General features: G+C 42.4%; 21 protein-coding genes. 6 read left to right on the forward strand and 15 right to left on the reverse strand.

Going from position 1 to position 25971, the window contains the following annotated elements:
- Positions 1-245: 245 nt before the first annotated feature.
- The 13 genes from BVC89_RS21105 to rplU all read right to left on the reverse strand — a co-directional run bounded on the left by BVC89_RS21105 (position 246) and on the right by rplU (position 17783).
- On the reverse strand, positions 246-7853 hold the full coding sequence (locus tag BVC89_RS21105; protein ID WP_158658060.1) for an RHS repeat-associated core domain-containing protein: 7608 nt from the start codon (positions 7851-7853) through the stop codon (positions 246-248).
- A 284-nt stretch (positions 7854-8137) separates the two neighbouring features.
- Positions 8138-8686, reverse strand: coding sequence for a sugar O-acetyltransferase (locus BVC89_RS21110; RefSeq protein ID WP_086933103.1), 549 nt, complete (start codon positions 8684-8686; stop codon positions 8138-8140).
- Between the two features lie 45 nt (positions 8687-8731).
- Positions 8732-9961: a beta-ketoacyl-ACP synthase gene (locus BVC89_RS21115; RefSeq protein ID WP_086933104.1), complete on the reverse strand. Its 1230-nt coding sequence runs from the start codon at positions 9959-9961 to the stop codon at positions 8732-8734.
- A 60-nt stretch (positions 9962-10021) separates the two neighbouring features.
- Positions 10022-10468, reverse strand: a complete 447-nt coding sequence (locus BVC89_RS21120; protein WP_086933105.1) for a hotdog family protein — start codon at positions 10466-10468, stop codon at positions 10022-10024.
- A 10-nt stretch (positions 10469-10478) separates the two neighbouring features.
- Positions 10479-11459: a lysophospholipid acyltransferase family protein gene (locus BVC89_RS21125; protein WP_086933106.1), complete on the reverse strand. Its 981-nt coding sequence runs from the start codon at positions 11457-11459 to the stop codon at positions 10479-10481.
- On the reverse strand, positions 11459-12199 hold the full coding sequence (locus tag BVC89_RS21130) for a glycosyltransferase family 2 protein (protein ID WP_086933107.1): 741 nt from the start codon (positions 12197-12199) through the stop codon (positions 11459-11461). Before BVC89_RS21130 ends, BVC89_RS21125 begins: the two co-directional genes overlap by 1 nt.
- Before the next feature lie 14 nt (positions 12200-12213).
- Positions 12214-12603, reverse strand: a complete 390-nt coding sequence (locus BVC89_RS21135) for an ApeI family dehydratase (RefSeq protein WP_086933108.1) — start codon at positions 12601-12603, stop codon at positions 12214-12216.
- A gap of 11 nt (positions 12604-12614) precedes the next feature.
- A complete protein-coding gene (locus BVC89_RS21140) occupies positions 12615-13172 on the reverse strand; it encodes a COG4648 family protein (protein ID WP_158658061.1) in 558 nt (185 codons plus the stop codon).
- A gap of 7 nt (positions 13173-13179) precedes the next feature.
- The gene (locus BVC89_RS21145) at positions 13180-14232 is read right to left on the reverse strand and encodes a pyridoxal phosphate-dependent aminotransferase (protein WP_086933110.1); all 1053 of its coding nucleotides are present in this window, start codon (positions 14230-14232) and stop codon (positions 13180-13182) included.
- Positions 14233-14416: 184 nt separating this feature from the next.
- The gene (gene proB / locus BVC89_RS21150) at positions 14417-15538 is read right to left on the reverse strand and encodes a glutamate 5-kinase (RefSeq protein ID WP_086933111.1); all 1122 of its coding nucleotides are present in this window, start codon (positions 15536-15538) and stop codon (positions 14417-14419) included.
- 91 nt (positions 15539-15629) lie between these two features.
- On the reverse strand, positions 15630-16814 hold the full coding sequence (cgtA, locus tag BVC89_RS21155; protein WP_086933112.1) for an Obg family GTPase CgtA: 1185 nt from the start codon (positions 16812-16814) through the stop codon (positions 15630-15632).
- A 371-nt stretch (positions 16815-17185) separates the two neighbouring features.
- Positions 17186-17443 (reverse strand): 50S ribosomal protein L27, encoded by a 258-nt coding sequence (gene rpmA / locus BVC89_RS21160; protein ID WP_086933113.1) that lies wholly within the window; start codon positions 17441-17443, stop codon positions 17186-17188.
- 28 nt (positions 17444-17471) lie between these two features.
- Entirely contained in the window at positions 17472-17783 is a 312-nt protein-coding gene (gene rplU, locus BVC89_RS21165; protein WP_086933114.1) for a 50S ribosomal protein L21, read from the reverse strand.
- A 316-nt stretch (positions 17784-18099) separates the two neighbouring features.
- Between rplU and BVC89_RS21170 the strand changes: the two genes are divergently transcribed.
- The 6 genes from BVC89_RS21170 (at position 18100) to BVC89_RS21195 (ending at position 23452) form a co-directional block, all read left to right on the forward strand.
- Positions 18100-19062: a polyprenyl synthetase family protein gene (locus BVC89_RS21170; RefSeq protein WP_086933115.1), complete on the forward strand. Its 963-nt coding sequence runs from the start codon at positions 18100-18102 to the stop codon at positions 19060-19062.
- A gap of 94 nt (positions 19063-19156) precedes the next feature.
- Positions 19157-20800 carry a glucose-6-phosphate isomerase gene (gene pgi, locus BVC89_RS21175; RefSeq protein ID WP_086933116.1) on the forward strand — a complete coding sequence of 548 codons (1644 nt, stop codon included), beginning with the start codon at positions 19157-19159 and terminating at the stop codon, positions 20798-20800.
- Positions 20801-21012: 212 nt separating this feature from the next.
- A complete protein-coding gene (locus tag BVC89_RS21180) occupies positions 21013-21279 on the forward strand; it encodes a BufA1 family periplasmic bufferin-type metallophore (RefSeq protein ID WP_086933117.1) in 267 nt (88 codons plus the stop codon).
- A 78-nt stretch (positions 21280-21357) separates the two neighbouring features.
- Positions 21358-22221 carry an MNIO family bufferin maturase gene (bufB, locus tag BVC89_RS21185; RefSeq protein WP_245929173.1) on the forward strand — a complete coding sequence of 288 codons (864 nt, stop codon included), beginning with the start codon at positions 21358-21360 and terminating at the stop codon, positions 22219-22221.
- Positions 22218-22985 carry an HvfC/BufC N-terminal domain-containing protein gene (locus tag BVC89_RS21190; RefSeq protein ID WP_086933119.1) on the forward strand — a complete coding sequence of 256 codons (768 nt, stop codon included), beginning with the start codon at positions 22218-22220 and terminating at the stop codon, positions 22983-22985. Before bufB ends, BVC89_RS21190 begins: the two co-directional genes overlap by 4 nt.
- A 2-nt stretch (positions 22986-22987) precedes the next feature.
- A complete protein-coding gene (locus BVC89_RS21195; protein ID WP_086933120.1) occupies positions 22988-23452 on the forward strand; it encodes a DoxX family protein in 465 nt (154 codons plus the stop codon).
- A 67-nt stretch (positions 23453-23519) separates the two neighbouring features.
- On the opposite strand, the gene BVC89_RS21200 is transcribed toward BVC89_RS21195, so the two are convergent.
- Together BVC89_RS21200 and galU are read right to left on the reverse strand one after the other, a co-directional pair.
- On the reverse strand, positions 23520-24884 hold the full coding sequence (locus tag BVC89_RS21200) for a phosphohexomutase domain-containing protein (protein WP_086933121.1): 1365 nt from the start codon (positions 24882-24884) through the stop codon (positions 23520-23522).
- Positions 24885-24898: 14 nt separating this feature from the next.
- Positions 24899-25723, reverse strand: coding sequence for a UTP--glucose-1-phosphate uridylyltransferase GalU (gene galU, locus BVC89_RS21205; RefSeq protein WP_086933122.1), 825 nt, complete (start codon positions 25721-25723; stop codon positions 24899-24901).
- Positions 25724-25971: the final 248 nt, after the last annotated feature.

Below are 25971 nucleotides of genomic sequence, written 5' to 3' on the forward strand. Positions count from 1 at the left end.
TGACCTCTACTAAACGTACTGAAAATATTAAGACAGAGAAAGCCACCAAAGAAACAACCAAATAAAGCCATTCTTTTTTTACTAACAGAAAAATAGAAACAAAAATTAGAATCACTCCAAACAAAACAATTAGAGGCTCTGAAATCGGCGTTTTAGAATAAATAAACTTACCGCACTCCTGGCATTGTATCGGCCTAGAAATCGTCGCGAATAACATACGGAAGATACTTAAACTCTTCCCACAACTACATGTCATCTTGTGCCCCCATTACAACAGCATCAACCAGATGCTTTCCTGTTAGTGCATCACCGTATATTTCCGACATTTGAAGCATATTACCTGCAACAGCCACAGTGCCGACCCCAATCTTCAAATACGTAGGTCCAGGCATTTTGCTGAGGCCAAATGCTCCTGCCACTCTTCCCGTCGCATAACCCTCAGCAGTATTAGATGCTGAAGAAAGTACAAGAGCAGTCATAACTTGGTCAACAGTAAGATCATGAAGTGCCAAACCGATTCGTCCACCCTCATCTCTAATAAATTGGTGAGTGGCCCCACATCCTGATGACCAAGCTGAACAAACTTTACTCCCCCAGTATGAACCACCGTAACCTATAGCTTTTACAACACCTGAACCTAAAGACTTAAACCCTTTACCAATACCGCGCCAAAACCCAACTCGCTTATCAAGTTGACGAGCTCCTTCTCCGACTAATTTAAATTCCTCCTGCACAATCCTCTTCCGCTCAGCCGCACTAGCCTCCTGATTCAACAGATGCCCAATTGCCGCTGAACGCGCACCATTAACAAACTTACCTCCCGTTATAGCAGAAGTAGTACCACCAACAATTGCTGCGACTAGGGTGCGTCTAGCAATATCTAAGGCGTCACCTTGAGAGTAGTCAAAGTTTGCGCCGCCCATAACAGCTTTGGTAAATCCGGAGGAGATAAAGCCGTGGCCAAATTTACCACCTTGTAGTACAGACATCACGCCACCTAATACAGCATGTGAACCAATTTGGGCGACCGCTTGTGAAGTTTTGAGCACATTCCCGCCAAACTTAATATAGCCGCTCTTACCCAGCATCTTGGCATTTTCTAAGCCAAGGCCGTTAAAGTATTCTCCCACTGCACCAAAAGCAGCTCCAGATATTCCTCCTATAACCGCTCCCCGAACCGGGTTGCGGCCATAAACCGCAGCACCAACAAAGCCACCTGCTGCGCCAGCAATTGCGGCCTTAACGATGGGAGCGCCACATGGCTGACAATATATAGAAATTAAAGCGCCAACAGCTACCCCCACAAAAGGCCTAATCTTCTTCCAAGCACGACTCAAGAAATACCCACTAGGGTCCGTAGCATTGAGCGGATTATTCCTTAAATACGAGTAGCGATTATACATCTGTATATCAGTCGCTGCCTGTATAAAGGGATCGGCTTGCATAAAGCGGGCGATGGTGGCGTCGTAGATGCGGCCATTCATGTGAATAAGGCCCAGCTCGTCTAGCATTTCGTGGCCGGTGAAGCCGCGGCTGGTGATATCGTCGCTAAAGTTAAAGAGCTGTGTCGTTGTTAATAACTCCAACGTGCTGTTTTCTTGACGGCGGGCGCCCCAAGGGTCGAAGCTCATGCTTTGTTCAAGGTTGCCGAGATCGTCGGCAATGACGTCCACTGAGCCGAGGTGGTCTTTAAAGATAAAGCGCTTGCTTTCATCACCGATCATTTTAAATGAGGCGTCGGTGGTGTAAGTGCGTTGACCGCCAGCCACTTGGCGACGCCATTCGATGGTACCGTCGTTTTGCGTAATGCGTTCTACGTTGCCAAGGTAGATAGTTGTTTTATTTTTGGCAGCGACACTGGAATTGCTATCAATTTGCAGATAACGACTGCGATCCGGCCCATAAGCAAAAGTAGATACATGGTTACCTTTACCGATAGTTAAGGGTTTGTCGAAGGTGGAATATTGCAAACTACGACCGCTGGTATCGCTGGTCATATTACCGTTACTATCGTAGGAATAAGAAACGCCATTGCCAGTACTACTTACTGCATGGGGTCTATTAGCATGAAAGCTGTAGCTACCTACACCATTTTTGTATTTGATATTACCAATGGAATCGTAACGCAAATCTTGAGCCGAACTACTCAATCCCTGACAAGTACTTGTAGCGGTTGTGCCTATATTAGTTTTAATTAACCTGTTAAGGCTGTCGTAACAAAAACTTTCTTGTAAATTGCGATTAGATGAATTATTGCCACTGTTGCGCATGGAGCTTTGATTGTGACGTGATAACAAATTGCCCACTAAATCCCATCGGTAGCTAATATGCTGAATACTCAAAGGATCAGGAGTTGTACCAAGATAAATGATCCCTCCCAAATAGGCCACTTGTTGTTTTAACTGGCCACTGGCATTGTCATAAATCATAGCGCGACCATAAGGGCCGATATCCGCCTGTGTTACTTGCCCACGTTCATTGGTTCTGCGCGTGCGATATAAGGTATCGCCATTACGCAAGTCCTGTGTGTGGGTTAAAAAGCCTCGCGCATTATAAAAATTTTGGGTACCACTTTCGATGGCTTGGCCATTAACATCTTGTACAAGGTTATGCAGTACATCGAAGGTCTTATCGACGCGGCCTGCGAAATCATAAGTCTGTCCGGTATTAAAAACCTCTAAAGGAGTTGCATCATTATTGTCGCTGTTAAGATGCATAGTATTTGCCGATGGTCGACCATATTGGTCAAACGTTGGATAACTACAATATTGCGTTGTTCCTGCGTTACAGGTTTCATGAAAGGTATTTTTACTCATGATAACCGCAGTTGTCTGGCCTATTGCATTCGCTACTGAGAGTGATGCGTTATCAGTGGCACCATCAAAATACCAGCGGGTATGATTCTCCACTTGTGTTTCCGCACTATTTTTATAATCTGTGCGTTTTTGTAGTCGGCCTAGTCGGTCATAGCGATTGCGCACCACCTGCCCTTTCGCATCTTGCTGACGAATCAACTCACCGAAGGCATTGTATTGATAATCCCAACGCCCTTTATCAGGATCATTCATCCATTGCTTACGATTGAGGCGATCATAATGAATATCAGTGACAAGAGGGCTACCTTGTGTAGGATAAACAGTGGTCTTAGTTAAATTGCCTTCGGTATCATAGTTATAGCGAATATAAGCATAGTCATTGGCAGCATCATGGATATTGTCTTCAACTTTAATTAATTCGCCAAAGGTGTTTTTTATCTCTCGCTTGGTTTGGCCAATGGCATTTGTGGTGGTCATCGACAAACCGTCATAACTAATGTTACTGTTGGCTGTTACCCCATCAAAACCAGGAGCACTTACCGTACGAGAGCGACTCAAAATATCGTAAGTGGTTTCAGTCCAATATTGGGCAGTAAAATAATAGGGTTCGCTTACTCGCGCAATACGGCCTAGAAGGTCGTACTCTGTATCGACATATACCCAACTACCTTGGAAGTCTTGGGTGGCAGCACGCATAGTTCGGCCAAGACGATCAAAATACTCAACTGTGGTTGCACCGTTAGCCACGATACTGCGCATAGCATATTGCGCACCTGTAGGACAGCCTGGCGATACTTGTGAACATGTTAAATACTCAGAAGTCACCGTGTTATCAGCAGAAGTATCACCGCGAGAAATTTCACGGCCTAAAGCGTCATAAGTAAAGGTGGTGATAACACCGTTAGCATTTTCTACTTGTAACGGCGTGCCATATTTATCGCGTGAGATAATCGTTTCTATAATATGGCCATAAGCATCTTTACTCTCAATAGAATAGCGCCCATTGCTATCATATTGCACTTCTGCCAAACGTGTTTCGCTTGTGTAACCATTCCAACCTGTAGTTTCTGTTTTTACTTCATTACCGAAACTATCGTAATGGTGTTTTGTGGTAAGTTTTTCAGAGACATCTGAGGAGTCCGGCTCGATAATTTCCTCATGCAACATACCATTTGGGTAATAGGTAAAGGCGACTGTGCGAGCTTCTTGCGCAACATTGTTGCGAGAGCCGTTGGATTGCACACGGGTTAATCGCCCTAATTGGGCATAGGAGTATGAGCGACCATGCAAGCTGATGGTTTGACTACTAGCGTAGGTATTTACTGTTGAAGTAGTTTGGCTTAGGTTAGACGAACCGTTGCTATCGGGGTCATTAAAAACACCCTGAGTATTGACGCTACTTGACGATACGTTGCCAAAATTATCATAAGTACTTTGAGTGATGGTTGTAGTTAACGCAGTAGTACCAACTTCAAGTTTATCACTATGATTAAGATTAGTTTTTGTTGGATAAATGATCTCTGTACTTCTTGTTAACTGCGGTTGATGATACACAGAACCGGCAGGTGCTTGATCCGTATATTTGTTAATAGCATCACTCAGTAATTCATCCTCAGGAGTGTAGACGCGAGTACGTTTGGGCATTCCAACAAAAGGAAAGTTTTGATGGTATTCGGTAGTGGTTTTAATTCCTGTTTGTACGTCGATAGAGGTTAAAGTTTTAAAGCCTAAAAACCCTCGCCCACCGGCTTGCATTTTTGCTTCAGTATAGAGGTATTCCACCTTGCTGGTGGCATTAATATTATTTTTAATGGGAGCAGTGCTTTCGACGCTGGCCACAATCGACATAGGTGTATTGAGATCAAAAACAGGCAACGCATAGTCAGGATCATTCGCGGCTAAACCTAAAGGATTGTTAATTTCACGATAAAAATCATTTTGATTAGCAACTCGTTGTCGACAAATAGAGTTAGCTAAAACTCCAGGCAAAGAGGGGAAACTTGCAATGCAATCGTTATTTTGACTAGCGCTGTTACCCTCCACTTCCAAGCGCGAGTAATGATGGCTAGTGCTCATGCTGTGATATTGCACTTTAGTTTCATTACCAAAGTTATTTTTAAATACGCTAATCACATTGTGGCTACTAGCATCTTGGTTTAAAAATACTTCAATGGTTTTTTGCGAGTTAAGCTGGTTTGATGTCTGCACAAACCTTACTAGGTCTTCTGCGCTATCACCATTGACATCAAGAAAGCCGTACTGATCATTGTCCAACACACGCTCTCGAATTGTCATTGGGGTTTCGAAAGTGGCACTGGCCCCATTCCATAAAGCAACTTTTAATTCATTGGCAACCTTATCATGCCAGAAAAGGTCGTTCATACCATCGTGATTATAATCAACAGCAGATGGAACAGGGTTACGCACCCTAACAGAGTCGGGCAAGTCACTGAGCAGAACATGCAAGTTTAGCGGTACTGAAATAGCACCAGAAAAGCCGTTACCTGTGCTTAGGTGTAAGGCAAACGTTGTGCTGCGTTTTAATATAATATCGTCGAGACCATCGCCATTAAAATCCGTAACGAATACCGAACCAATAAGTTCTGGTTCATATACAGGCACACAGCTACTATCATTAGCAGGACAGGTTCGATTGAACGATGTCCAGGTAGCATAGGGTGCGATACCTGTGGGTGTTTGCACATTAACAGTTATAGTATTAGTTGTTTCGCCGACGGTTTCATAATCGTCACAATCAAAACCACCTGGACCGTCGCTAGCGTCTTCCACACAGTTTTGGCTATTGTCTACGGCGTCAGTTTCGCTGCCGGCTTCAAAACTGACAAGATCAATATTGCCATCACCGTTGAAGTCTCCATAGGCGATATTATCCGTATTTTGTAAATTCTTTTCGCCACTAAAAGCATAAGGGGTAGTTGAAGTATCCGCTGCGGCTGGGTTTCGCTTTAGAAATTTTGCCACCTCACCCACATTATCCACTAAGCCATCGCCATTAATATCAATAAAATGACGACCTACTACATCACTCGGTGTAGATATGGGGTTTAGTGCATTAACATACCAATTACCCTGATTATCAGGTTTTGCGAGGTGAATACTCCAAGAGCCACTATCACGGTAACGCAGAGCTATATCGTGGCGACCGTCGGCATTATAATCGAGAATATTTAACTGGTATTGTGGCTGATTACCTGGGGTTCCCAGATTACTATAATGATCAGAAGATATGGTACTGGTGGTCATTAAGTATGAATTGCAAGTACTATCGGACATGACTATTTCTGTCTTATAACGGCTATCTCCAGCGTCAAACCAGCCAATGACAAGATCCTGACAACCATCGCCATTAATATCTGCCTGTTTATAGTCTGCTAAATAACGGTTATCGTGCGCACTGTCGAGATTATAGCGTTGTGGTGATGTAGAGAAAGCAACTGCTTGATTCTGCCATTGAAACTCTAATGCTGATAAACAATTAGTTCTAATTGCAGCACATTCTTGAATTCGGTTTAAACGACTGACACGATTATTGGGTGTGGCTTTAAGATAACTTAACTGATAGCTACGTAATACTTGATTATTGTTAGTAACATCAATGCGGTTGAGCCTCATAGAAGAAGTAATTTTATCACCGGCAATATATGAGTGATGCACATCTGGCCGAGTGCTTGTATAGTCAAATGTTACCTTAGCACTGCCATTAGCGTAGTTTATTTCTGTAAGGCGATGGTTTTGCTCTTCTCCTGCATACACATAATGAATAGCATTACCAAGGTTATCTTTTGAACTATCTAAGGCCCACGTTAAGGTTTTCCTTATACCATTGCTAATTAGATCTCTGCTTGCACCCGATGTTTTGCCGTAGGTTTTTAGTGACCCGTCTTTACTAACCACTTCAAAATAAGCAGGGTCGCCGTAACTGCCGCCAACAGCGTAGATATACATATAGCTGTCAATTTCAGTTTTATATTTTGTATTGGGTGCTCCGTATGCGCCGCTGCCATCGAGGACTAGCGGTTGCCCGTTCATACAGAAACGATCGCTTGTCCCCAAGCTTAAAGGCAAAGAGTTAGAATCAGTAACGATGGTTTGACGGCAGCGGGTAATCATGGAATAGGCGTTGAGCGTCCAACCTAAACCGACAATACCATTCCCACTGCGGGATGAGTAATCAAGACTGACTTCTGGTGTTACATCAGCCACACCTTTGGGTAGGCTTATTGCAACACTGTAATTAGATGCGCCCGTCTCATCCACTCGAAAAGCGCCATTGGTGGAACCTACCATCGTTGCGGGCAGTGCGGGGTCATCATCTATAATTAATTCTATTGTTTTGTAGTCGCCACCGCCTAAGATTGCGGTATCGGCTAGCTGGGAATCCGAAGATGGGAAGACAATATCAATATAACCATCAAAATTAGCATCATGCAGTGATAGCGAAATATTACGATTATTTATTCTATCTGCATGCTCACCTGTATATTCCACAAACTTGGTAGGCGGATTACCGCCTCCACTGCCGGCGTAGATATATGCCTTATGAATTTCGGCAGCACGGAACAATATATCAGTATTGCCGTCTCGGTTAAAATCTGCGAGAAAATAATCAGTACCCTCCCTTAATAGCACCAATCCATGGGCAGCAATCTGCTGCTGTGTCAATTGGGGAGCAACGATTACTGGATTATCTGTATAAAGGAGGCGGGTGACAGTTTGTGTATACGTGTCACACTGCGGATGGCCACAGTTTGTATGAACCACTTCGGTTTCAGTAACACTTTCACCATCAATTCGATAACTCGCTTGAGGAGGGAGTACAAGAGGTACAGCAATATCACTATGAAGCAGTAGAAATTGTTCTTTACCATGAGCATAGATATCGTCAAGGCCATCGCCATTGATATCGCCTCGATAGATATCGTACTTACTACTGTTAAAATCTACTGCTGTAGCATTAGCAGTACCCAAAAATAAGACACACGCAAAAAGAGTACGCAACAAAGAGCTAGACATCATTTCCCCAAACATATCATAGAGGTTACTGCACAAGTAACTCAGTAGAAGGCTTCTTAAATATGTAAAAAGCAAGTTAAATTAATTTAAAAGGCGATAACGCAAAAAATTAATTACATTTTGCGAAAAGATATTCATTCCTAGAATGTGGATGCATCCTTTCGTGGGCATTATCCTATAATCAAAGCGCAATGATTTCAATGCCAAAGTATATTTTTTAGGCTGATTTAAAGCTAGCCTGAAGGGGATTATTAGATTTTTAGGGTTAATTTAGCCAGCAATAAAACTCAAGATATAGAGCGAATAACCCGGCAGGGGTTGCCAAAGGCAAGTACGCCTTCTGGGATATCTTTGGTTACAACACTAGAAGCCCCTATCACACTGCCGTTGCCAATAGTGACACCGGGAAGAACCGCAGCATTACCGCCAATCCAAACATCATCGCCAATATGAATAGGCGTTCCATATTCTGTTGTTTTTCTCTCTATTGGGTTTAAGGGATGGGTGGCGGTTGAAATCATGACGTTGGGGCCCAGCATAACATTATCGCCAATAGCTACAGGGCAAACATCGAGAATTGTTAAGTTATGATTGGCGTAAAAACTGTCTCCTATTGTAATGTTATAGCCGTAGTCACAAAAGAAGTTGGGTTCAATATGGGCTGTGCCTTTAAATAGGATTAACTGGCGTAAAATCGCCATTCTTTCTTCCAGTTTATTGGGATCATAAATATTAAATTGATGACATAGAGATTTCGCGTGAAGACGCTCTTGGGTAAGGATGGGATCTCGAGAGTTATAAGCCAAGCCATGAATCATGTTTTCTTTTTCAGTCATACGCGATAACTCTCTTGTTTTGATTACGAGCTAATAAGCTCTAGCTTAATCAACACGTTTAAATATTAGTGAAGTATTCACACCACCAAAAGCAAAATTGTTACTCATAATATAAGACGCCTTAAGTTCCTGCGGCTGCCCTACAATATGATTTAAGGTTCCACATCTCTCGTCTATGGTTTCAAGATTTATTGTTGGTGCAAACCATCCTTCTCGCATCATCTCAATAGATAGCCACGCTTCTAGCGAAGCACAGGCCCCTAAACTATGTCCGATATAACTTTTTAGGGCACTAAACGGAATGCCTGCGCCCATTGTTTGCTCTGTCGCTTGGGTTTCGGCGATATCGCCGTGAACAGTGGCAGTACCATGCCCGGAAATATAATCAATGTCTTGTACATTCAATTGAGCATCATTAAGCGCTAAGCTCATAACTTTAGCCATGGTAGATTTTTGTGGACGCACAAGATGGACACCATCGGTATTAGTGCCATAGCCCACCACTTCCGCTAAAATATTAGCTCCGCGTTTTACAGCAAAATCCCACTCTTCCAAAATAAGAGTACAGGCGCCCTCCCCTAAAACTAATCCATCGCGATTTTTGTCGTAGGGTCGTGGTGATAGTTCTGGGGTAGTATTTTTAGTACTGGTAGCATACACCGTATCAAACACCGCTGCCTGAGTTGGGCATAATTCTTCAGAGCCTCCTGCTAGCATAACTTTTTGTTGACCACTGCGAATGGCTTCGTAGGCATAGCCAATCGCTTGGCTACCCGCTGTGCAGGCGCTGGAGGTGGTATACATTCTCCCTGTGGTGCCAAAATAAATACTGATATTAACTGCTGCAGAATGGCTCATCATGCGTAAATAAGTCGTGCCGTTAATACGACGCATAGACTGATTTTCTAATAAATTAAAAAACTCCATTGCCGCTGCGCTATTCCCTGTTGCAGAGCCATAGGCGACGCCAACTTCACCGCTTTTAAGAATATCATTTTTTAAAAGACCCGCATTTTCTAGAGCTTTTTCACTAGCACGCACACCTAGTTGCGCTACTCGCCCCATACCGCGGGTTTTTTTTAGGCTGTAGTGCTCAGGTAAAACAAAATCGTCTACTGGAGAGGCCAAGCGTGTTTGTAACTCTGGATATTGATCCCACTCATCCATGTAGCGAATTTTATTTTTACAAGCAAGCAGGGCGGCACGGATATCTTGCCAATTATTTCCTAGGGAAGATATTGCTCCACCACCTGTTATTGCGACACGCTTATTCAACAATACTCACCTTAACTTTTTATATGTCTTCGTTAGCATAATGTAAGTAATACCCTATGATTACGTATTACTTAACTTTCTAAATACTGACAGCTTGGTCTGCGCTAACAACGCATCACTAGCTTTATCTTTCACTTGGCAATCAAAGGTCGCAAGGGAGTCGCCCACTACAGCCAACTCATTACAGCTAACAATCAAGTCTGTACTTTCGGGAAACCAAGATGTTTGCGCCGATAATTTACGCGTCCCTAATAAAAAACCGGTGTGAGGTTCCACCGTTCCTTGTTGCAGCTGATAACCTGCAATTAAGGCCGCTGTTTGCCCCATATATTCGATACTAATCCAGGCAGGAACACCTTTACCAGCAATAAAAAAAGGCGAGTTTTTGCTGATTGCAACTTCCGCTTGGGCGGCGTTATTCGAAACAGACACTAAGCGATCTAATAACAGCATAGGCGGACGATGAGGCAAAAGATCGAGTAAAGATGAGTCGGTATTTATCGTCATATTATTAATACTATTGTTGCGATGGTGTGGTTTGTTTATCTGCACTGTCTAACCAATAAGGGTAAAAGTTAAACCATTGCATAGGCGCTTGCAGGCATTGTTTTTCTAGTAATTGTGCAAACAACTGTGCATATTCAGTAAGCGCGACTTCTTTTTCACGGCGCGGTAGCACAACTTTGTCAGCAAAAGGGTGTACATCAAAAAAGACTTTCTTGCCTTTACGATAAGAAAACATCAGCTTTACTGGACACTGCAGTGTTTTGGCTAACATATATGGGCCAATAGGCAACTGCGCTGTGCGTCCCATAAACGTGATATCTACCGTGCGCTGTTCTCCGCTTAGAGGAATTCGGTCACCGGCAATAAATAACCATTCACCCCCATCAATTTTAGTTTTCAAGCTCAGAATTGTTGGAATATCTAATTGGTCTACTTGATAAACATGAATCCGTGATTGCGAATTTATCTTCTGCATCATCCGCACAAAATTAGCGGAGTGTTGGTCGTAGACTAATATATTAATTGTTTTACTTTTATAGCGTTGTACAAATCCGCGGCAATATTCCAGGTTCCCCACATGAGAGCCGATAATTAACTGCCCTTTTTCATCATTTAAAAACTCTTCTAAAAAAGCCGGATCGGCAATTTCAAACTCATCTTCAGACATCGCCACAGACCAAGCCAATAGTTTATCCAAAATCGACTGACCAAAAGAAAAGAAATGACGCAATACATCCCAGTACCCTGGTTTCTTTTTCCAAAAACTAGGACGACACTGGTAATGTGTCTCAAGAAATTCTTTGGAAGAACGACGAGCCACAGGAAGGAACAACAAAAAATAGAGTGTCACAGGATATAAGACCAAACTAAAGATCTTTCGCCCAAATAGCTTATGAACCCACAACAAAAATAAAAAACCGTGGTAAGTCCCTGCCTCTTTTAGGTTAGCCCAGTGGTGTTTTTGCTTGACTTCTGATGCACTAACCGACACTAACGAGATCCCCTAAAAAATCCCATTACCAACTTGGGTAAATGCAGCACCATACCGATCATTAAACGCGTATGAAGACGTATAAGTAGCATATTATCCCGCAGGTAATTAAAGTGCGAGACGCTCTTCTCTGGGTATACAACTTTGGTATTGATAAAATGCAAAGGGATATTCAGCCACACTGCTTTGACTAAAATTTCTGTATCAAAATCCATACGACCACCCACATAATAATGATCATACACAGCTTCAGCTTGTTTTAAAGGATATACCCTAAAGCCACACAGTCCATCTTTTATCTTAAATGAAAGGGTTTCAAGTATTACCCAGAAGTCGGTTACCTTGCGACCATATAAACGCACCTTTGGTACAGAAGCGTCAAAAGTGGGGCAACCACAAACAAACGTGCTGGGTTCCGCTTTGCTATATTCAATAAATTTTTCAATATCTTCTACGGCATGCTGCCCATCGGCATCAATCTGAACCGCATGTGTAAAACCGAGCGCTCTGGCATAGATAAAGCCAGTCTTAACTGCTGCTCCTTTACCGCGATTATAAGTATGCTCAAGCAAGTATACGTTAGCCAAATTAGCAATAAAATCCTTTATTTGCTTAACACTCTCTACTTGGCTACCGTCATCAATAATAATGCAAGGTAATTGTGTTTTGAGTAATTCGGGTAAAAAATCCAAAAACTGACGTTCATGATTATAGTGTGGAATAATAAGGCAGTATGTCATGATATTACTTCGCCTTATTCAACAGCAAAGACAATTTTACCTTCTGAGTAGGTACAATCATCGTCGTAGAATTTAAACTTAAGTGCGTTTTTTTCTGATAAAAACTCCAACTTCAAAACTATGGTTAAGGGGGGCATGATGACATTTTGAAATTTCAAATTATCAATACGCTGAAAATCTTCTTCAATAGAAAATATAAATTTACCAAGTTCGGCTGCCCAATGGGTTTGCACTACACCTGCGAGCACCGGCTGCCCAGGAAAATGCCCTTCGAACCAACGTACATTTTGATTAACATCAATGGTTAAGCCACATCCATTTTCTTGTTCTTGAACACTCACAAATTGTGGCCATTCATCAGAAGAAAACTGTGTTTTTATTTTTTCAACACAAAGGTCGATCATAATATCCCTCGTCAAGCACCATATTTTTTTATGTAATATTGTCGGTAGATCAGTTCGATAAAAAATAGAAAAGCAAATATTAAATAAGACAAGAAACCACAATAAAAAGCCCACGTTTTAAGCGATGCATAGGTTGCAAAAAAAAGCGATATAACACCATTAGCTGCTAGTACTACAGCCCACACACCGGTCAATTTACGGGTATATCTTTTAGCATTTGTGGTAATTGTTTTGCCTGCTATTTTAGATAATTGTTCAATAAGACTTTCTTGCTCAAACAAAGTAATTGCAAATACTGCCGCCATACAAAAACTGATAATGACAGGATACATACGCAAAGCCCACTCACTATTGATAAGTGCAGTGACAAAACTATAAACAGCCATTACGATTAAAATAACCGTTTGCCTGTAATCTGCTCGACCTCGGCTAAAGAATAATCGCAGTAGAGTGATAATCAATAATACGCTTGCAAACACCGCAGGGCTGGTATTTTGGATACCAAGATACACAATAGCAGGATAGGCCAGGGTCAACAGCGTAAGAGTGACAATTAAGCAAGTTCTCATTTTTGACTTAAAGCGCACGAGTTAAAATATCGATCAGATGCTTCGTTTGGGCAAATGAGCCAAGAGAAATACGTAAACCCATTTTGCCACTAGCATCCGCTTTAGGCCGCACTAAAATATTAGCTGCTGTTAAGGCGGATTCTAAATTGTCAATATTTTCAGGGAAAGTCCATAGGTAATTAGCACAACTTGGCCAATAGCTAATACCTTTATCTGTTAAAAATTTTTCTAGTAAAGGTTTGGACTTATTCATAACTTCGTCCACATAAGCATCGGTATAACCGGGATTTTCCAATGCTGCTCGCGCAGCCACAATGGCCATTTGGTTAATATCATAAGGCCCACGAACACACAGCAAGGCTTGGATATTTTCTGGTGACGCTAATAAATAGCCAAAGCGTAACGATGGCATTCCCCATGTTTTTGAGAAAGTACGAGTGATAACAATATTGCTGTGGCGATCAAGCAAACCAACCGCACTTAACTTGGAAAATTCAAAGTAGCATTCATCCACAAGAATAGTGCAGTTAGGTGCTGCCTTGGCTATGCTTTCAATATCATCCGGTCTCACCCCTACGCCACTTGGATTATTCGGGTTAGAAATACAAATCACTCGGGTTTTTTCGTTAATAGCAGCCAATACCTCGGCGAGAGGAAATCCATGCTCTTGACTATAGAAAGGTGCAACAATTTTAACCCTTTCTACTTGTGCACATTGCTGGTACATAGCGAAGTTAGGCATAGGAATAATGACTTCATCACCAGGACTGCAAGAAGCGCGGAAAATAAGCTCGATTCCCTGATCAGAACCGTTAGTAATCATAGTTTGCGTTGGCTTAACCTTGGCATAATCAGCAATAATATTGGCGATATCCCCATAGGAAGGGTACATCTGAATACGGTCGCTGTTTACATAGTCGATCAAGGCCTGACGGATGGGCTCACTCACTGGCAGGGTTCTCTCATTAAAATCCAAAAGCAAATGTGTTTCTGGATCACGCCCTTCCAGCGGTGGGGTGTAAGCAGACAACTCATATAAATGGGATTTAAAGATAGACATAGATCTCATTACCGTTCAACTAAGCGACATATACTCGCTATGCTTTTAAAATATGGATACCAAGTACTACTGAAAATAGTCATGGCTGCAAATTTTTTTGCAATTATTAGCCCGATATATTTGTGCAATTAGGCTAATCTTTAACATGTGTATCGATATACAATGTTAAGAAAATAATCTTTTTTTACGACAGCACTAAATTATCTCGATGGATTAACTCATCAAAATCTTTGTAGCCAATGAGCTTTTCAATTTCATCTGAGGGCTTACCAATAATCTTACGTGCATCGTCACTGTTATAGTTGACCAGTCCTCTGGCTATTTCTCGGCCGTGCACGTCACGACACACAATCATTTCGCCACGAGTAAAATAGCCGCTGATAGAAGTTACTCCCACAGGTAACAAACTTTTACCTTTTTCCCTAAGTACATTGACTGCCCCGCTATCAAGTACAACAACACCTCGAGACTGTAAATTGCCTGCAAGCCAGCGCTTACGCGCTGCAAGTGGTTGTTGGTTAGCGTACAACAAAGTACCTAAAGACTCTCCCTCGGCAACACGACTAATAACATCATAGATTTTACCACCAACAATTAAGGTGTTGGCTCCAGAACGCGCAGCTAACCTGGCAGCACGAACTTTGCTGATCATGCCACCACGCCCAAGAGCGCCGCCCGCACCTGCCATATGATCTAGCTCAGGATCAATAGCCGAACGTTCGGGAATAATTTTCGCTAAAGCGTTGGTTCTCGGATCGCAATCAAACATGCCTTTTTGGTCGGTCAAAATACATAGGGTATCAGCTTCAATAAGGTTCGCTACCAAGGCGCCCAGCGTATCATTATCGCCAAATCGAATTTCATCGGTCACCACCGTATCGTTCTCATTAACAATGGGAATGACATTGAGAGAGGTTAAAGTCTTTATTGTGGAGCGCGCATTTAGATAACGCTGGCGATGAGATAAATCATCATGATCGAGCAATACTTGTGCGGTTTTCAAATTGTATCGACTGAATTCTTGCTCATAAGCTTGAATGAGACTTGATTGCCCTACAGCAGCGGCAGCTTGCTGCTCGTGAATAGATTTAGGCCGTACTTTCCACCCTAAGCGAGTCATGCCTGCTGCAACAGCACCAGAGGACACCAATACCACCTCATAACCGCGTTTACTCAGTGCAGCAATCTCCCTCACCCAAGCACTCATAGCTTCGCGATCCAACCCAACACCATTTCCGGTGAGCAGCGCACTACCAATTTTTACCACCCAACGCCGACTTTGTTTTATTTGTTGTCGTCTATTCATAATTCGCTATTTTAATCACATATTGTGTAACGCTATGATGTCACGTCTGTTATTTTTGAAAGAGTACAGGCAGAGATACAACTGAGCATCTTTATTCACGCACATATTCCACTTCTACACCGTCATCGTCTTCTTCGTCACTACCTTTATTTTTCTGCGCTTTCCACTGCACACGTAAAGCCTCTATTTTTTCACGGGCTTCTGCTTGCATTTGCTGCTGAATTTCACGCTCGAATTGTGCAGCTTCTGGATCATCTTTTTCATTTTGCCAACATGTTTCCAGGCGCTCAAGCAAAGCTGCACATAGCTCATCAGTTCCAACCTGCCCCAAGGCCGATACAACAAATATCGGCCCTTGCCAATCTAAAGCATCAATAATGGCTTGTTTGCGCAATTCAAGCTCATCATCATCGAGCAAATCACTCTTATTGAGCACTAGCCATCGTTCACGCTGATCGAGTGTCGCACTAAAATTGCCTAATTCTCGCACCACACTGACTGCATTTTGCGCTGGATCAGAACCATCGACAGGATATAAATCAACCAGATGCAAAAGTATTCGACAACGTGTTAAGTGTTTTAAAAATCTAACACCAAGCCCCGCCCCCTCGGCAGCACCTTCAATAATCCCCGGAATATCGGCAACAACAAAGCTGCGGTGTTGATGTACTTTCACCACCCCTAAGCTTGGCACCAATGTTGTAAATGGGTAGTCGGCAACTTTTGGCTCCGCCGCAGAGACAGCTCGTATAAAAGTGGACTTTCCTGCATTTGGCAGGCCAAGAGTGCCCACATCAGCAAGAATATTGAGCTCTAGTTTGAGACGCTTGAGTTCGCCTTCTGTACCCGGGCTAGTTTGTCTCGGGGCACGATTAACGCTAGATTTATAACGTGTATTGCCGAGGCCATGAAATCCGCCCTGGGCCACCAATAGGCGCTGTCCATGTTTAATCAAGTCGCCTACTTGTTGTTCCGTTTCTTCGTTAACAACAGATGTGCCAACAGGAACCTTTAAAATCAGATCTTCGCCTTTTCTACCCGTGCAATTTCGTCCACGGCCCGGCTCACCATTTTTAGCTTGAAAACCACGTTGATAGCGGTAATCAATAAGTGTATTGATATTTTCATCCGCTTCCAGGTAGACCGAGCCGCCATCGCCACCATCACCACCATCAGGGCCACCTTTCTCAATAAATTTTTCTCGCCGAAAGCTCAAGCAACCGTTACCACCTTTGCCAGCTTGTACAACGATCGGTGCCTCATCTACAAATTTCATGATTGACTTATCTCTATAGCCCTAAAAAAGACCTTATTCACACAGCAAGTAAATAACACTAAATTAATGATTCTGATACTTAGCAATATATTTGCTGGCAAAAATTGCCATTACTATGCAGGTTATTTAGAGCAAAAACACCATCGAGTGACACAGCAACACTGTGATTTTGGGCGCCGGCTCTAGTTGTTCCCAGGGCAGGTTAATATTGTTATCTCAAGTGGCAAATGAATGCCTTTAATACGAATGCCATTACAGCATCGTTTTTATTCTACAAAGTGTCCCTTTAAAAACACAAAAGCCTCACTACTTTAAAGCAGCGAGGCTTTTTTTACCTTCAAAACATGAAGGCTTCGCGGAAGGGAAAATCCTTAAGCTGTTACGATACTAACAAACTTACGGCCTTTATCGCCTTTCACTTCATATTTAACTTCGCCAGCTTCTTTAGCGAACAAAGTATAGTCTTTGCCTACGCCAACATTGCGACCTGCATGAAATTTTGTACCGCGCTGACGAACAAGAATGTTGCCTGCCAATACTTTTTCACCGCCAAAACGCTTAACACCTAAGCGTTTACTTTCCGAATCTCTACCGTTATTGGTACTACCACCAGCTTTTTTATGAGCCATTGTTCAACCCTCTCAATATATTCTTCAATTAGCCTTTAATGGCAGTAATTTTCACTTCAGTATACCACTGACGGTGGCCCTGACGCTTCATAGAGTGCTTACGACGACGGAATTTGATAATTTTAACCTTGTCCGCACGACCGTGACTAACAACCTCGGCGGTTACCTTAGCACCTTCTACAACAGGAGTGCCTATTTTGACATCTTCGCCATCGGCAACCATAAGAACTTGATCAAAATCGATGTTCTCACCAGTAGCCACTTCAATTTTTTCTAAACGAAGGACTTCACCTTCTTCAACCCGGTGCTGTTTACCACCGGAAGCAATAACTGCGTACATTAACTAGCTCCAAATATCACATTGGACGATACGAAGCAGCAGCAAATAGTGTTTGGTGCTTTAGAGCCGCTAAATGGATAGCTGGCCTCATGGCTTGCATCGTTGATTTACGTTTTTCAGGGCCGCGCATTCTAATCGAACAGCACAAGATTCGCAAGACAAACACTGAGCTGTTTGATCTTTTAGTGGGCATATATTGGTATTAAGTAATATACACCGCAGGTCATTCTCCTAACAATGTTAAGCTCAGAGCTTGACAGCACGCAGTGTGGCCCCTAGCATCGCTCGAAATTTTTCTACCGAAAGCGGGTGATAGATGCTTTCCTTTCATCAGGTTGTGCGTTCAGACTTTGATAGCGTCAACCAAACTATTATCAATCAACTGCACTCTGATGTCGGTTTGGTCGAAAATATTGGCCATTACATCGTCGATGCTGGGGGCAAACGACTTCGTCCGTTATTAGTACTACTAATAGCTAAGGCATTAGCTTATGAAGGCAAACAGCATATTGATTTAGCTGCGATTATTGAGTTCATCCATACTGCGACACTGCTACACGACGATGTTGTTGACATCTCGTCTCTGCGCCGAGGCCGGGAAACCGCCAATGCCAAGTGGGGTAATGCACCTAGTGTACTAGTAGGCGATTTCCTCTATTCCAGAGCTTTTCAAATGATGGTTGAAGTGGGCAGCATGGAACTCATGCATATCCTATCGGGTACAACTAATGTTATTGCTGAAGGCGAAGTACAGCAATTAGTTAACATTGGCAACCATGATCTCGAAGAAGCCAACTACATGACCGTCATACATAAGAAAACGGCCGCCTTATTCGAAGCAGCTTGTGAAACTGCTGCTGTCATAGCAAAAGCCAATAAGGAACAGCAACAATCCGCCAGAACTTATGGCTATCATCTGGGTGTCGCGTTTCAGCTGGTTGACGATGTGCTTGACTACGATAGCAATGCGGAGGATCTCGGTAAAAACGTCGGCGATGATCTAGCCGAAGGTAAGCCGACACTCCCCCTTATTCATGCCATCAATCACGGGGATGAAAAATCTGCCGACATCATCCGTAACGCTATCGAACAGGGCTCTGTTGAAAAGCTCGATGAGATTCTTGCCATAGTTAAAGCTTCTGGCAGCTTGATGTACACAAAAGAGAAAGCAATACAACATGTACAGCTTGCTAAGGAGGCTATTGAAGATTTTGCACCAACGACCTTCAAAGATGCACTTATAGATTTGGCAAACTTTTCGGTTGAACGCTCATTCTAGAAGCATTCTTATACTATATTGCGTCATTATCGCTATCCTAGTGTAGGAAAAGCCCTAGATCCAAATTTAAGGATTTACATCAAAGAGTAATCGTATGAATACTAAATCACTGTCAGACTTCTACAGTAACTGGTCACAACTGGCTGAGCAAAAAAGTGCTTGGCAAAATACAACATTACAAAGCTTGTTTGATGCTGACTCCAACCGCGCTGAAAGATACAGTGTTTCGGCTGCAGGGTTAGAGCTTGACTATTCTAAAAATCACCTCGATGAAAAGGCACTCTCCCTGCTGTTCTCAGTAGCAGAACAAGCAGATGTTGCCGGCGCTATTAAAAAGCTATTACGCGGCGACCATGTTAACGCCACAGAAGACAGACCAGCCCTACACAGTGCACTGCGCTTTGAAGGCCAAGCAAAGACAGATGAGCAAAAAAGTGTCAGCGAAACCCTGGAAAAGATGAGTAAACTCATTAACAGTGTTTACTCTGGAACATGGAAAGGGCACAGCGGTAAGGTCATTACTGATGTGGTCAATATTGGTATTGGTGGCTCTGATTTAGGCCCACGCATGGTAACCAAAGCCTTGACGCCTTTTCATAACAAGAAGGTAAACGTTCACTTTGTGGCAAATATTGATGGCGCAGAAATTAGTGATCTATGTGCTTTTCTGAACCCAGAATCGACACTATTTATTGTTGCGTCTAAGTCATTTTCGACTCTAGAGACTTTGCAAAATGCGTTGACGGCACGCCAGTGGGTACTCAACAGTGGCTGCAGCCACGAGCAATTAGCGAAGCATTTTGTAGCTATTTCATCCAAAGTAGATAAAGCCATCGAATTTGGTATTGATGCCGACAATATATATCCAATTTGGGATTGGGTAGGTGGTCGTTATTCTTTATGGTCCGCCATCGGTTTACCCATTGCTTTTGCGATTGGTATGGACAACTTCCAAAAACTTTTGGCGGGCGCCGCCTCAATGGACAGTCACTTTGCGGAAGCACCACTGGAACGCAATATCCCAGTTTTGATGGCGCTTATTGTATTTTGGTATAGCAATGTCATGGGCTCAAACACGCAAGCAGTGCTGCCCTATTCTTATCATTTACAGCTATTACCAGCCTATTTACAACAGCTTGAAATGGAAAGTAACGGTAAATCAACAACTCGCACCGGCGACAAGCTAGACTATCAAACCGGCTCCATTGTTTGGGGAACGGAAGGCACTAATGGTCAGCATTCATTCCACCAATTGTTGCACCAAGGAACAATTACCGCGCCAATCGATTTTATTGCTACACTCAAGGCTCATCACTCACTTGATCATCAACACAAGTTTTTATTCGCCAACTGTGTCGCTCAAAGCCAAGCTCTTATGGCTGGGCGCGATCTGGAAACATCTAAAGCAGAATTAGAGTCTCAAGGCTTGAGCGAAGAAGAAATAGCATTTATTGCGCCTCACAAAGTACATCCAGGTAATCGTCCTAGCACAACTATTGTTATGGATGCATTAACGCCAGAAACTTTGGGAGCGTTGGTCGCTGCATACGAACATAAAACCTATACTCTTGGAGTTTTGTGGAATATTAACTCCTTTGATCAATGGGGCGTGGAATTAGGCAAGTTACTGGGCACTCATGTCACCACCGCAATCGACACCACAGACATCCCTACTGATTGGGACTCGTCCACTCGAAAGCTGATACAAGCATTTAACGACGCTAACAAAAAGTTTTGAGAATTAGGGGGCAGTTTCGCCCCTTTTTATCTTGTTTTCAGAGCCCAACAGTACTACATTCCTATGTGTGATATCAGCACTTATCACACAAATGTCACGTTTCAAGATGAAGTCGAACTTTCAAATTGAGTCCAAGTCTTATTGATTGCAAGTAACAATTGAAGTGATATTTTCATTTTATTAAATAAGAAAGTAATTCTCAGGAGCCTTAAATGAAAAAAATGACCAAAACTTTAGCAATCTCAACTGCAATCGCAGCCGGCGTAATGATGGCAGGAGCTAGCGATGTATACGCTGCTAAAAAAGTAGAAAAATGCTATGGCGTTGCAAAAGCAGGAAAGAATGATTGCGCTGCAGGCCCAGGAACCAGCTGTGCTGGAACAAGCACTGTTGATTACCAAGGTGATGCATGGAAATACGTCAAAAAGGGCGAGTGCGAAAAAATGAAAGGCGGAAGCTTAACTCCTAAAAAGTCTTAATTCTTCTTAATTATTAGACGCTCTGTGCAAACTAATTTCAGAGCGTCTAACTCTCACTTCCCTAACTAAATCAACATCATGTTTCAACTTCCTTGTCGCGCAGGTATTGGGCTAAAAGCCCAGCACTATACGCAATTAATTGAAGATACTTCCGCTACCAGCTGGTTAGAGATTCATCCGGAAAATTATATGGGCGCCGGTGGCCCACCCCACCGCTATTTATCCAAGCTGCGTGAAGATTACCCACTGTCCATGCATGGTGTCGGTATGTCCTTAGGCAGTGCTAGTGGCATCGACGAAAAACATCTTACACGATTGAAAAAATTAGTGGACAGATATCAACCTGAACATGTGTCCGAGCATTTATCCTGGAGTCATTGGAATGCTATTTTTCTCAATGATTTATTACCCTTACCTTATACCGCTCAAAGCTTAGAAATCATTTGCGATAATATTAATAAGGTGCAGGATTTTTTGGGGCGCTCAATCCTTATTGAAAACCCATCGACCTATATTGATTTTGCACAAAGTGATTATAGTGAACCCGAGTTTTTCGCTGAACTTGTTAAACGATGTGGGTGCGATGTGCTACTAGATATCAATAATATTTATGTATCGGCATACAATAATGGTTTCGATTCAAAAACCTATATAGACGCGTTTCCCTTGGCTTCGGTAAAAGAAATTCACTTGGCAGGACATGCACTGAAAGAGCTTTCTAGTGGTCAAAAAATTAGAATTGACGACCACGGATCAAAAGTCGTAGCAGAGGTATGGAGCTTATATGAATATTTTTTTACTCACTACAAAAAACCTATAGCGACGCTTATCGAATGGGATACTAATATTCCAGAACTTGCAATACTAACGAGCCAAGCGCATGAAGCTAACAGGATAATGGATAATACTCTTGATAAAGCGATTTTATCGGAGCCGTTATGACACTTGAAAAATTTCAACAGCAGATGACCGAGTTCGTTTTTCACAAACAAGAGGCTAAAAGCCTTAGCTCCTTTGCGAAAGAATATTCAGAAGAAGAATTAAATGCACGTTTAGCTATCTATCAAAATAATACATTTTATTCATTAATCGAAGCATTAAAAGATTTATATCCAACTGTCTTAGGTGCTATCGGAAATGATTTATTTAGTGTCAGTGCACGTATTTTTTTAGACAATAATCCGCCCTCAAGCGCAGCAATGGTTGATTTTGGCCAACAATTTCCATCTTTTTTAAGTGAATTTTCAGGCGCAGAATCATTTCCATATATACAGGATTTAGCTCAGTTAGACTTAATTCGTCATTTAAGCTATCACGCAGCCGATGATATACCTGTACCACATGAAAGCTTCGCCCAAATGGATATAGAGTTCCTTGCCAACTCAAAAGTAAAAGCTATCGACTCTGCTAAACTATTAGCTTCAGACTTCGCAATTTTTGACATATGGGAACATGAAGATAATGAGCAAGAATTTTCTTTCGATGTATCAAAAGCGCAGGCAGTATTGTCAATACGTCCATATGCCGATGTTGATTTATATTCTTTAAATCAAGGGAATTTTATTTTTCTAAAGTGTCTTACTGATAACATGACAATTAATGAAGCACTTATGATTGCAGACGAAGAGTCGGATCAATTTAATCCGACCCATGCAATTTCCTTTTTGATTCAATCAGGCTTTTGCGCCGAAATTATTGGAGAATAACAATGAATATAGTTGGAACAATTAATAGCTATGCAAAAAAAATTGGCAACATTATTCCTGAGTGGCTAATTGCCCTAACAATGAGAGTTTCAATATTTTTTATTTTTTGGAAGTCAGTACAAACAAAAATAGAAGGATTGACAATTGCTGGACAACACTTTGCATTTTGGGGTGTCACCGATAGTGCCGTTTTGTTATTTGAATACGAATATGATTTACCTTTATTACCGCCTAATATCGCGGCTTATTTAGCGACATTTGGTGAGTTCTTTTTGTCTTTAGGCATTTTGTTTGGACTGTTTACACGTTTAAGTGCCCTCGGCCTTTTAATTATGACTGCTGTAATTCAAATTTTTGTTTACCCTAACGCATGGGGTGTTCACATCGTATGGGCAGCTATTTTGCTATATCTCATGCGTCATGGAGCGGGGAATGTTTCGTTAGATAAAATGCTAAACCAAGCCTAAGTTGTCTTAATTATCATAAAAAAAGGGCCTTACAAGGCCCTTTTTTATTTACGCATAACAAACAACTTTAGACATCATCAAATTGGCTAACCAAAGTTAACACTTCCTGTGTTTTTTCTTCCATTAAAGTAACATCAGCACGCGCCTCAACATTTAACCTTAGCACTGGTTCAGTACTTGACATACGTACGTTGCATCGCCATTGATCAAACGCCAAGGATAAACCATCAACTTCCTCTATTTCCTTAACAGCAGGCAAATAATGCTCTTTAACAGAGTTAAGAATTTTATCTGGATTATTCACAGTACGATTAATTTCGCCACTGCAAGGAAATTTAGCGACTCGATCCGCCACCATGGTCGATAAAGAAAGCCCTTGTACACTCATAAGTTCAGCAACTAAAAGCCAAGGAATATTGCCATTATCACAGTAAGCAAAACGCCTAAAATAATGATGGGCACTCATTTCCCCACCGTACACGGCATCAACTTCACGCATACGAGCTTTGATAAAAGCGTGGCCGGTTTTACTTTGTACTACCTCACCGCCGGCGCTGCCTACCTGATCAATAGTGTTCCAAGTTAGTCTCGGATCGTGCACTATTTTTTCACCAGGGGACTTTTTCAAAAACGCCTGAGCAAGTAGACCCACTAGATAATAACCCTCAATAAAGGCGCCGGTCTCGTCAAAGAAAAAGCAACGATCAAAATCACCATCCCAAGCAATACCAAGGTCAGCTTGATGTTCCTTAACTGCATCAATACTCGCTTGACGACGCTCTGGGAGTAAGGGGTTAGGGATACCGTTAGGAAAAGAGCCATCTGGCTGATGGTGTACTTTGATAAATTCAAACGGCAGATGAGGCTCTAATGCATCGATAACGGCACCAGCACCGCCATTACCAGCGTTACAGACAATTTTCAGAGGTTTGAGTTGGCTAACGTCGATATAAGACAACAAATGCTGAATATAGTCGCCACGGATATCTTGCTTACGCATTGTTCCCGCAGCAGAATTTGGCTTAAAAACTCCAGCTTCGGCAATCGCTTTAATTTCAGCAAGTCCGTCGTCACCCGAAATTGGACGGGACCCCTGTTTCACCAATTTCATCCCGTTGTAATCCATTGGATTATGACTGGCAGTGACGCATATCCCACCATCAGTATTGAGATGGAAAGTGGCAAAGTACACTTCTTCTGTACCACATTCACCAATGTGGATAACATCAGCACCAGCCTCTGTAATCCCTTTTATCAGCGCATTACTCAGCTCTTCACTTGTTAATCGTATATCGTGTCCTACAACAACAGTCTTAGCTTGCAAATACTCCACATAAGCTCGCCCGACTCGATAGGCCACATCCTGATTGAGTTCGAGAGGAACTTTGCCTCTTATATCGTAGGCCTTAAAGCACTTTATATCTATTTTCACGTCCAGTGTTCGCCCTATTTTGCACCATAAATATTTTCGTAGACATAATTTGTAGCATTCACAAATCCAGCAACACTACCGCAGTCAAATCGCTTACCTTTGAATTTATAAGCCAACACACAACCGTCCGTCGCCTGGGTCATGAGTGCATCGGTTAGCTGTACTTCATTATTTTTGCCAGGAGGCGTATTTTCTAGAATTTCAAAAATGTCAGGAGTAAGGATATAACGACCGATAATCGCCAAATTACTTGGCGCATCTTTCGGGTCAGGCTTCTCTACCATTTGGTTGACCTGATAAATACCTTCTTTAATTTGCTCGCCACCGATAACACCAAACTTGTGAATATCTTCCTCAGGCACTTCCTGTACCGCAACGATGCTGCAGCGGAACTGCTTGTATAACTTGACCATCTGCGAGAGAACTCCCTCTTCTGCCACACACAAATCGTCCGACAAAACAACACCAAAAGCTTGGTTCTCGATAAGGCGGCGACCATTGAGAATGGCATCTCCCAAACCGGCCATTTCTGTCTGGCGGGTGAATGAAAACGACCCCTTTGACATCACCTCGCGTATTGACTCTAAATATTGCTCCTTAGAAGTTCCGGCGATTTGATGTTCAAGTTCATAACTTACATCAAAATGGTCTGCAATAGCGCGTTTACCACGTCCAGTTACAAAACCAACTTCATCTAGCCCCGCCTCGATAGCTTCTTCCACGCCATACTGCACCAGCGGCTTGTTTACCACGGGCAACATCTCTTTAGGCATGGATTTGGTGGCAGGCAAGAAGCGAGTTCCGTAACCCGCGACTGGAAATAGGCACTTCTTAATCATTTATTTCTCTCCTTAAATACAAAATGCTTAAAGTCTGTTAAAAAATATTGTCGGAATATATCACAATATAATGAAACACAGACGCCATGCTAGCAAAAGAAGATCTATTTGCATGCCTGAAAATCGACTTAATTACGTCAAATTTAACCTTAGCGCTAATAAAGCTGCTTTTACATACGGGATTTGATTTAATGGGTGTACTCAAAAGGCGGCTGTTTTTCAGACCAAAGATTAGAACTTATATTGTT

The sequence above is a fragment of the Agarilytica rhodophyticola genome, assembly GCF_002157225.2.
GTDB classification, from domain to species: Bacteria; Pseudomonadota; Gammaproteobacteria; order Pseudomonadales; family Cellvibrionaceae; genus Agarilytica; species Agarilytica rhodophyticola.